Source organism: Arthrobacter sp. 1088, from assembly GCF_031455315.1.
In the GTDB taxonomy this organism is placed as follows: Bacteria; Actinomycetota; Actinomycetes; order Actinomycetales; family Micrococcaceae; genus Arthrobacter.
Map to the genome: position 1 here is coordinate 1 of NZ_JAVDSM010000041.1, position 1,291 is coordinate 1,291.

Here is a 1,291-nt window from a genome sequence, read left to right on the forward strand (position 1 = left end):
CCGGCGAGGTAGGACGCTGCGGTGGTGCAGGCCTTCGCTTCGTGCGAGACCGGTTTGGTTTCCGGCACCACACCAGGAACAGCCACCGCACTAGCTGTACTCGGCCATGACGTTGGTGACATGGGTCTTGAAGTGAGGAGGACCCCCGGGGCTTAGTGGAGGTATCTGACATCTTCACGGCCACGGAGGTCCTCATGTCCCACGCTAATGCCCGTTTGACCATTCACGGGAGATTTCTTCTCGTTGAGAGGGTGATCGGTGATCAGCGGCCGGTTGCCCACGTGGCGAAGGAATTGGGTATTTCCCGGCAATGCGCCCACCGCTGGGTAAAACGGTTCCGGGCCGAGGCCGAGTCCGGCCTTCTCGACAGATCCAGCCGCCCTCACAGGAGTCCGTCGAAGACCTGTTCCGAGCGGGAGGACGCTGTGGTCGCGGCCCGGACGGAACTCAGATGTGGGCCGGCGCGGTTGAGCCGGGCCACCGGGGTCCCCGAGCGAACGATCTCGCGGATCCTTGTCCGACGCGGCCTGCCGCCCCTTGCTGCCTGCGATCCCGTTACCGGGGCGCTCATCCGGGCCACCCGGGCAACGACGGTCCGCTACGAACGCCAACACCCAGGCGAGTTGATCCATGTGGACGTGAAGAAAACTCGGGAGAATCCCTGATGGTGGAGGCTGGCGCGCCCACGGCCGCTCGGAGAAAGTCCGTGGGCGGGGCATCGGGTTCGACTACATCCACGCAGCCATCGATGACCACACCCGCCTGGCCTACGCCGAAATCCATCCGGACGAAAAAGGCACAACCGCTGCCGGGTTCCTCCTTCGAGCTGCAGCTTTCTTCAAAACCCAGGGCATCGGGAAAATCGAACGCATCATCACCGATAACGCCTTCGCCTACAGAAACTCCACCGCATTCAAGACCGCCGCAACACAGATCGGCGCGCAACAACGATTCATCAAACCCCACTGCCCCTGGACCAACGGCAAAATCGAACGCTTCAACCGGACCATGGCAGCCGAATGGGCCTACGCCAAACCATTCGCCAGCAATACCGAAAGAGCCGCAGCGCTTGACCCTTGGCTGAACTATTACAACACTGAACGCATCCACACCGCCATCAAGGACACCCCGATCACCCGAGTGTCACCAACCTAATGGCCGGGTACAACTAGCGCCGGCGGCATCAGACATGGCCGGGGACTGTCTGAATAACGGTGGATCCGTGGTTGGCCTGACACGCCGGGCTTTGCCTGGCGGGAAGGACTGATCATGAGCGACACCATGGATCCCA

The 1,291-nt window shown here is 62.0% G+C and carries 1 pseudogene; it reads left to right on the plus strand.

The window, feature by feature from the left end:
• The first annotated feature begins 194 nt into the window (after positions 1–194).
• A pseudogene (locus J2Y41_RS23040) lies at positions 195–1,155 on the plus strand (IS481 family transposase).
• Positions 1,156–1,291 lie beyond the last annotated feature (136 nt).